Below are 8,081 nucleotides of genomic sequence, written 5' to 3'. Positions count from 1 at the left end.
CCTGCATCCGCTAAGGATGTCATGAAATCGTTGAGGATCGAGTTGTTTACTTATTCGCTTTAAGGTTATCGTTAAAAAATTAATCAACTCATCTAAGCCTACAAACTTTTTATCATGCAAGCCTATAAAACATTTAGCTATATCAACAGTAGTAAATTTCCCCTGTGAATTTCGAATCTTGTTCGCTATTTCTTTTACAAACTGGACGCTGCTACTGTCATTATACTTAGTGAATGAATGCAAGAGTGAAGCGAGTGCAGCCGGAGATTCTACTCGCAGCCATTGTGACCATAAGCGGTTAAATAAGCCACGGCTATTAGATTCCGGTAAACTGGCCATAGCATCAGCGGTATTAGCCAGAGCAGTTTCAGACATGTGATCAAACACGCTCTGTGTCAAGAGCATCTCTACTTTATCAGACAATGGTTTTATAAGACTAGGAGGCCTCATCTTAATAGCTGTTATCAAACCAGCTGCATCAATATTTTGCTTGGACTGCTTAGTAAGTTTGGAAACTACCTTATTCAAAATATCTTGAACCTCATCATCTGCTATCGTCCTTAGACCAAAAAGCGCCATTGCAACATCTTGCCAAGACCAAACCACGTCAGATGCTTCAACTTTATTCGTTAACTCTGCAATAAGAGACCTAGGGATATCACTGTTATCCAAATGAGTTAGTCCATAAATGATATGAGATAAACTAAATGAATCTACTTGATCTAGACCTATCAAAACAGTCTCTAATTCGTTCAAGAATAATCTGACTGCTGTTGACTGCCTATCATCACTAGCGTTATAATCGTAAGAACAAGCACCAAAGCACTTCATCAATGCACCCAAATTCCTGATCTTCATGTCTTGACGATTCTTTAAAAAAAATGTGGAGTTTGTAACTGCATTAACAAATGCTCGCCTTGATGCCTTATCACTATTGATTGTAGTAGGTCTATGACCCGCCTTAATATCAGCCCAAAAATCACCCTCTATCTGAGTTTTTGATGGTATCGCGGACCAAATACTCAGAGCTTGTCCTGTTAGGTCTATAGAATGGCTTTTTTCATGACGATTGCTTATTATCCGTTTAGGTCCAGTAGCTCGATGAGACTTTCTTTGGGATGCTCTATCTTTGCGTCGATTTTTCTTACCGTCTATAGACTCTTCACTTCTGTCAAATTTCCGACGACTCTTACCGGTTTTTTCAAAACGATCACCATAATCATCATATTTACCTTCATATTGGATAGCCATTCTACACCGAAATAGTCCATAGGACTATTAATACACATTATAGCATGCCTCTTATCTAGAGTATCTTGGTCATCGCAATTTCTTTACAATCCTGATAAAAAGCACATTTAACGCATTCTTTATAGACCTTTTCTGGTAGTGTATCTCTATCTACCACATGGTAACCTTGCTTGGCAAAGAACTCATTCTGAAAAGTCAAAACAAAAAGCTTCTTGATACCAATTATTCTGGCTTCCTTTTCACAATCCTCGACTAAGGTCTTACCGTATCCCTTGCCCTGTTCAGGCTCAAGCACTGCAAGGCTTTTGATTTCAGCAAGACTAGGTGTAAAAATATCAAGGTGCGCGCAAGCAAGGACTTTATCATTATCGACAATAATTCTATAAGCCTGCGCTCGATGATAAAGCTCATCAAGACTAAGTGGCAACATCAATCGACGATCAGAGTAAGTCTTAATCAAATCATGGACTTGATTGAAGTAGTCTGTTGTTAGTTTTTGGACCTGCATTTTAGCCACCCGTACCTGGTATTTCACATTTCAACAGATAATTGAGCATGACGCATGTAATAGTAAAATACTTTCTTCCCAAGATGTCTGAATTATCTGTTGAAATGTGAAATACCAGGTACGGGTGGCTAAATTAAACTAGTTGGATGATTGCCTTAGGCACATTATCACCACGACGGAAACCATCTTTGACAATACGTGTAAAACCACCAGACTTACGTTCTTTGTATCTTTCAGCGATATTAGCAAATAAATCTTTGACTACATCTTTATCATAAATAAAAGAAGCAACTTGACGACGTGCATGAAGATCACCACGCACTGCAAGTCCAATCAATCTATCGATTTCAGGAGCAACAGCTTTGGCGTTAGCCATAGTAGTATTGATTTGTTTTTCACGAAGCAAACATGTTGCAAGAGCCCTTAGAGCAGCTTTACGCTGATCTGCTGGTCTATTCATTTTATTTTTTTTTATTTGGTGTCTCATTATATTTTCCTTACAAAATTATCTTCTGATTGCAAATCCAGCAGCTATAGCAGCTTCGCCTCTCGCTTTACCGCGAAGAGTGTAGCCCATGATTTCTAATTTATCTAAAACTTCTTCAGCTGATTTCTTACCAAAGTTTTTGATATTCATTAAATCAATATCGCTAAGCTGTAGTAAATCAGAAAGACTATTGATATTGGCTCTCTTCAAACAGTTATAAGATCTAACTGAAAGCTCAAGCTCTTCAACACTTACGTTAGTAGTATTGTCTTCCGCTTTAGATTCTTCATAAATTGTCTCATCAACTGTTTTGATAACGCCAACTTTTTGACCAGTGTAGTTGATCAATGGGTTCATCAACTCAACTAATTGAGCTGCTGCTTGTCCAATAGCTTCATTGATTGAAATTGATCCATCTGACCAAAGATCCATAATCAATTTATCAAATCTAGATGTCTCACCAGTGGTACTGATAGGTTCAACAGCATAAGAAACGTTTTTGATTGGCATGTATAAAGAATCAACAGGGATCATATCAACTGATTGACCTTTGTCATGATCTTCAGAAGGTACATAACCGTAACCACTTCCAACAAGGATTTCTAAGTTAAGTTTGCTGCCTTCAGTTAAAGTAGCGATCTCAAGATCTTTGTTGATAATCTCAACGTCACTAGGACATTGGATTTGTGCTGCAGTTACAACACCACCAGTAGTAGTGCTAAGACTCAAAGTACGAGTTTCGTCTGTGTGCATCTTAATAACTAACTGTTTAAGGTTAAGAATAATATTGAGCGTGTCTTCAGAGATTCCATCTAAAGAAGTAAATTCGTGATTAACTCCTTCGATTCTGACATGAGTTACAGCGTAACCCTTAAGTCTACCAAGCAACAATCTTCTGATTGAATTACCAATTGTGTGGCCAAAGCCTCTATAAAGTGGATGTAAGACTAACTTACCTTTGATAGTTCCATTTGCTTGTGCTTGTTCTTCGACTGCGATTTTTAATTCAATGTTCATATTGGTTGCTCCCTTCGGTTAAATTTATACTCTACGTTGCTTAGGTGATCTGCACCCATTGTGTGGCAATGGAGTTACATCAGCGATCGCAGTAATTTGCAACCCTGATATTTGTAATGCTCTTGTAGCAGTCTCGCGACCAGCTCCAGGACCACTCACTCTTACTTCTACTTTTTGTAAACCACAACGCTCAATTGCTTTGCGGGCTGCTGATTCTGCGGCTAACTGAGCTGCAAATGGAGTACTCTTCTTTGATCCTTTGAAACCAACATTACCAGCCGATCCTGCAGATAAAGCATTACCCGCTGCATCAGTGATTGTAATAATGGTGTTATTGAAGGTAGAACTAATATGAGCAATACCGTTAACGATATTTTTCTTTGCTTTTTTCTTGCCTTTAACTTTTGTCTTTATTGGTTGTGCCATAAAATTATCCTATTATTTCTTACCTGCTACTTTTTTACCTGCTACAGCAATACGTTTCTTGCCTCTACGGGTACGAGCGTTTGTTTTAGTTCTTTGTCCACGACATGGTAGCCCGCGTCTATGTCTTTGACCTCTAAAGCAATTGATTTCAATAAGACGTTTAAGACTAAGTCCAACTTCTCTACGTAAATCACCCTCTACTTGAATGTTCTTGATTAGATCTCTTAATTTGTTAAGATCTTCCTCACTTAAACTATGAGCTCTACTATTTTCGTCCAATCCTGCATTTGCGATGAGTTTCTTGGACGTGCCCAATCCAATACCGTATATATACGTCAATGCTATGACGATACGTTTGTTTGGTAAATCTATTCCTGCTAATCTGGCCATTATATTTTAAATTATCCTTGTCTCTGTTTGTGTTTTGGGTTCTCGCAAATCACCATGACTCTGCCATGCCTTTTGATGACTTTGCAACTGTTACATATTTTCTTTACTGAAGATCTGACTTTCATGGTATTGCCTCCTGGCGAAGTCCAAGATCTTATCACGCTGGACCTGGCTACTATTAATTTTTAATTATTTTAACGGGTAATTTATCATTAAAACATAATTAAGGATGCGCTCAAGATAGAAAATCCCAAGAAAATTATACCTTTAAGGCAACTCTTCTGTCGGTGCACCACGTCTATTACCGGCTCTAAAGGTGATTCTGCCGACACTAAGGTCATAAGGAGTCAATTCAACCTTGACTTTATCACCAGGAAGTATCTTAATATAATGTTTACGAATTTTGCCTGAGATATTGGCTAAAACCTTGTGACCGTTCTCTAATTCAACCACGAACTTAGCGCCTTGAACAGTTTCAAGTACTACGCCTTCCATTTCTATGATTTGTTTAGCCACTTCTTTGACATAATAGCATATGCAAGGAGCACAGCGACCTTACTTAGGCTTCCAACCCCTAGTCCCGCGCACATCAGTAATTACTTCAATACCATCTTTGGTAACCAAAACTTCATGTTCAAAGTGAGCCGATGGCTTGCGATCAGCTGTAGTAATAGTCCAACCATCTTTGTGTTTAAAGATGTCAGAAACACCAATATTGTACATAGGTTCAATTGCTAAAACCATTCCAGCCAAGATCTTAGTGTCGTGATAATCATCAAAGAACCCTGCAAAATTGGGGATAAAAGGCTCACAATGATACTTGGGCCCAACTCCATGTCCGCCAAATTCTTCGACATTACCATAGCGCTGTCTTGTAGCAATAGACTCAACTGCTTTTGAAATATCACTAATATGATTGCCTGCTGCAATGGCATCAACGCCGGCCCAAAGTCCTTCATTAGTATGTTCTAGTAAACGCTTGATTTTAGGACTAACTTCCCCGCAAGGAAAAGTAAAAGCATTATCACCAACATAGGTAAAATCCTCTCCTCTAAATTTCTCTGTAACCGTAACACCAACATCGATACTGACAATGTCACCTGCTTTAAGTGGCTTGCTGCTGGGAATACCGTGAACAATATTTTCATTAATTGAAATGCACAAAGTATTAGGAAAACCCATATATCCCTTAAATGTAGGTATATGCCCCTGCTCGCGAATCCAAGTCTCAGCAAATTCATCAAGCTCAAGTGGAGTTACACCGGGTTTAACAAGCTCACCAGACCTGTGCAAAACCTCGCCAGCCAGTCGGCCTGCCTCACGGATCAGGTCATATTGTTCAGGTTCAAAAATACAGATTGGCTGTGCCATGATGCAACTTAGAATAACATATTAGTCTTGCCATATGATACAATCTTTTTCACCATGCCAAACATTAAATCAGCAAAGAAAAGAGTAAAAACAGCAGAGCGCAACAGAATCAATAACGCCACTGTTAGATCAAGTATGCGTACGGCCATCAGAGATGTCCGTCAAGCAATAGAAGCAGCTAATAGCGAAGAAGCTCTTGCAAAATTGCCAATGGCATTTTCTAGAATCGACAGAGCTGTTAAGCGCAAAGTTATTCATCTTAATGCCGCTGCTAGATACAAATCTAGATTAGCTGCCAAGATCAAAGCTCTTGCTGCTTAGTGTAAACAGAAACTCAACATTTATTCAACAATAGTATTAATAAAAATCAATTGCCATACGGAGCAGAGCGAAGTTGGCAATTGATTTTGTGAGCTTGGCGTTCAGCCCCACTTAAATGAGTTCTTAATATTTCTGAGTAATTTTAACCAAGAAGAGGGACTGGATGACAAGCTCCTAGTGTAAACTCTAGCTTATGTCTCAAGAGAGATTCCAACATGCAAGATTTTTAGGAGCCGAAGGCATCGGCATGTCTGCGCTAATTAAAATCCTTGCCAAGCAACAACCACAAGTCAAAATTTCGAAGAGCGATTTAAGTTATAAGCAAAATGATCCTCTTGATGATGATATTGACTTAGTAGTGCGCAGTACCGCAATTGGCATTAGTGACTCTGATTACCTCGAACTCAAATCGCGCGGCTTGCCAATTTGGCATCGCAGAGACATGCTCAACTATCTCTCGAAAGATCACAAACAAATTGTAGTCTCGGGTACTCACGGCAAAACAACTTGCTCAGCGATGCTTGCGCATATTTTAGTTGAGCTTGGTTTTGATCCTAGTTTTGCAGTTGGCGGGATTTTGTCGAATTACGCAAGCAATGCTAGAGCAGGTTCTGGAGAGTATTTTGTGCTCGAGGGTGATGAAAGTGACAAAAGTTTTACCATTACCAATCCCTATCTTGCCTTGGTTACTTGTATTGAAGAAGATCATCTTGAGAACTATCCTGGTGGACTGATTGAGATTCGTGATTGCTTTTACAAGTTTTTGGATTCTGCCCAGATTGCAGTAGTGAATATCGATGATCCGCTACTAAAGGAATACGTCATTGCGCGCGAAACAAAGCAACCCAGCGGAAGGACTTTGATTAGATATTCAAGTTCTGAATTAAATGACTACGACATTCAATTAACAATGCCAGGTGAATACAATAAGCTCAATGCACTTGGATGTATCAAAGCAGCTACCGCTGTCATTGCGAGAACTGAGCAAAGTGAAGGGCGTGGCAATCTTCCAACAACAGAGGCGATGCTAGAAGCTCTCAAGTCATTTACTGGAATCAAACGTCGCTTTGAATTAATCAATCCAAACTACAATGGCATTCGTGTCTACGACGACTATGCCCACCACCCCACCGAAGTCAAAGCCCTACTCGAAGGAGTACTAAGCCTTAATCCCAAACGACTTGTTTTTGTCTATCAACCTCATCATCCAGAACGCACTCAACAATTTTGGAATGATTTTGTAGAAGTCTTCCAAGAGTTTCCAGAGCCGCATCTTTGTTTGATTGCTGATATTTATGTAGCTCGCAGTAAACATATTCCAGGAATAAATTCAGCGCGTTTAGTCCAAGAGATTGGCAAAGACAATGTCCGCTACCTTGCTCCAATTGACACTGGCGAGACTTCTCAGGGCAATCTTGCTGATATAGTTGCTGCTTTGAAACCAGGAATTGAAACAGAGTTACAAGATTGTGATTATTTGTTTATTGTAGGAGCGGGTAATATAGCCAAAGTTGCCGGGGCGTTTGGTTTAGAATTATTGAAAAATTCCTAGCTAGCTTCAGCCAAAGCTCTTTGTACCATATCTGTACCATTAGCAAATAAAGCACTATCTAAAGTCATCTTGAGTGCTTGTGCTGTTCCTGTTTTTTGAGACTCTAAATATCGATCATAAAACTTATCAAACCTTACTTTCAAAAGTTTTTTATCAGCATCAAGTAAATTCAAAGATTCGCTTCCTTTTCCAAGAATAAATCTCTCAAATATTCTTTCATGTCCAAACAAACTTGCAATCACTTGAAGCTTCTCATCAGGCAATGCAGTAAATTCTCTTTGAAGAGCAGCTGTGCCAATACCATAAATAGCAAATAGTTTCAAAAAATCTCTTTTGCTCATTCCCGGGTTATTTTTCTTTTCCCTCAATAAACCAAGATTGTCTACCAAAAATTTCAACCATCCCCATTTACCGCTGTTACTTGAAATATAAGAATCAAGTCGATCACGCAAATTATAAAGTCTCCAGCTTAATAATCTTTGATCTCGAGCTTCATATTTCTCAAGCTCAATCTTGGGACCATCATTATTAAAACCATTCAAAAAACTATTCCGTAATTTAACATTAACCTCTTTCTGTATCGCATGTTGACGCCTTTCTTCAGAAGAAAGTTCGCGAGACAAAACTGCTCTAAGTACAGACATCTCAATATAATAGCAAACTAATCAAACTCACGGGATGCATCACCTTATACTCATCTCCCAAATGAGCTTGTATTTGGGACATACAGCCTGGATTTGCCGTGAGGACTATCGCGT

12 protein-coding genes are annotated in these 8,081 nt (G+C 39.1%); 2 read left to right on the top strand and 10 right to left on the bottom strand.

Translation table 11 applies throughout. The features are described from left to right. The 9 genes from O3C63_08745 to map form a co-directional block, all read right to left on the bottom strand. A partial coding sequence (locus O3C63_08745; protein MDA0773016.1) for a hypothetical protein occupies positions 1-1,251 on the bottom strand: 1,251 nt, incomplete at its 3' end. Between the two features lie 55 nt (positions 1,252-1,306). Continuing rightward, positions 1,307-1,759 (bottom strand): N-acetyltransferase, encoded by a 453-nt coding sequence (locus O3C63_08740; protein ID MDA0773015.1) that lies wholly within the window; start codon positions 1,757-1,759, stop codon positions 1,307-1,309. A gap of 133 nt (positions 1,760-1,892) precedes the next feature. Next, complete coding sequence (gene rplQ, locus O3C63_08735) at positions 1,893-2,246, bottom strand: 50S ribosomal protein L17 (GenBank protein MDA0773014.1); 354 nt, start codon at positions 2,244-2,246, stop codon at positions 1,893-1,895. An 18-nt stretch (positions 2,247-2,264) separates the two neighbouring features. After that, the gene (locus O3C63_08730; protein ID MDA0773013.1) at positions 2,265-3,263 is read right to left on the bottom strand and encodes a DNA-directed RNA polymerase subunit alpha; all 999 of its coding nucleotides are present in this window, start codon (positions 3,261-3,263) and stop codon (positions 2,265-2,267) included. A 24-nt stretch (positions 3,264-3,287) separates the two neighbouring features. Then, positions 3,288-3,689 (bottom strand): 30S ribosomal protein S11, encoded by a 402-nt coding sequence (rpsK, locus tag O3C63_08725; protein MDA0773012.1) that lies wholly within the window; start codon positions 3,687-3,689, stop codon positions 3,288-3,290. Between the two features lie 12 nt (positions 3,690-3,701). Next, on the bottom strand, positions 3,702-4,079 hold the full coding sequence (gene rpsM, locus O3C63_08720) for a 30S ribosomal protein S13 (protein ID MDA0773011.1): 378 nt from the start codon (positions 4,077-4,079) through the stop codon (positions 3,702-3,704). An 11-nt stretch (positions 4,080-4,090) separates the two neighbouring features. Next, positions 4,091-4,204 (bottom strand): 50S ribosomal protein L36, encoded by a 114-nt coding sequence (rpmJ, locus tag O3C63_08715; protein ID MDA0773010.1) that lies wholly within the window; start codon positions 4,202-4,204, stop codon positions 4,091-4,093. Between the two features lie 142 nt (positions 4,205-4,346). After that, positions 4,347-4,595 (bottom strand): translation initiation factor IF-1, encoded by a 249-nt coding sequence (gene infA, locus O3C63_08710; protein MDA0773009.1) that lies wholly within the window; start codon positions 4,593-4,595, stop codon positions 4,347-4,349. Between the two features lie 39 nt (positions 4,596-4,634). Continuing rightward, a complete protein-coding gene (gene map / locus O3C63_08705) occupies positions 4,635-5,450 on the bottom strand; it encodes a type I methionyl aminopeptidase (GenBank protein MDA0773008.1) in 816 nt (271 codons plus the stop codon). 54 nt (positions 5,451-5,504) lie between these two features. On the opposite strand from map, the gene rpsT reads away from it, so the two are divergent. Beyond that, on the top strand, positions 5,505-5,771 hold the full coding sequence (gene rpsT, locus O3C63_08700; protein MDA0773007.1) for a 30S ribosomal protein S20: 267 nt from the start codon (positions 5,505-5,507) through the stop codon (positions 5,769-5,771). A gap of 193 nt (positions 5,772-5,964) precedes the next feature. Further along, positions 5,965-7,323 (top strand): Mur ligase family protein, encoded by a 1,359-nt coding sequence (locus O3C63_08695; protein MDA0773006.1) that lies wholly within the window; start codon positions 5,965-5,967, stop codon positions 7,321-7,323. Here the strand turns inward: O3C63_08695 and O3C63_08690 are convergent. Then, positions 7,320-7,967, bottom strand: a complete 648-nt coding sequence (locus tag O3C63_08690) for a hypothetical protein (protein MDA0773005.1) — start codon at positions 7,965-7,967, stop codon at positions 7,320-7,322. The two genes, O3C63_08695 and O3C63_08690, sit on opposite strands and share 4 nt — an antisense overlap. Positions 7,968-8,081: the final 114 nt, after the last annotated feature.

It is taken from the genome of Cyanobacteriota bacterium, from assembly GCA_027618255.1.
Taxonomy (GTDB): Bacteria; Cyanobacteriota; Vampirovibrionia; order LMEP-6097; family LMEP-6097; genus JABHOV01.
The sequence above is the reverse complement of the archived record's forward strand: the minus strand, read 5'-3'. Positions and strand labels throughout refer to the sequence as shown.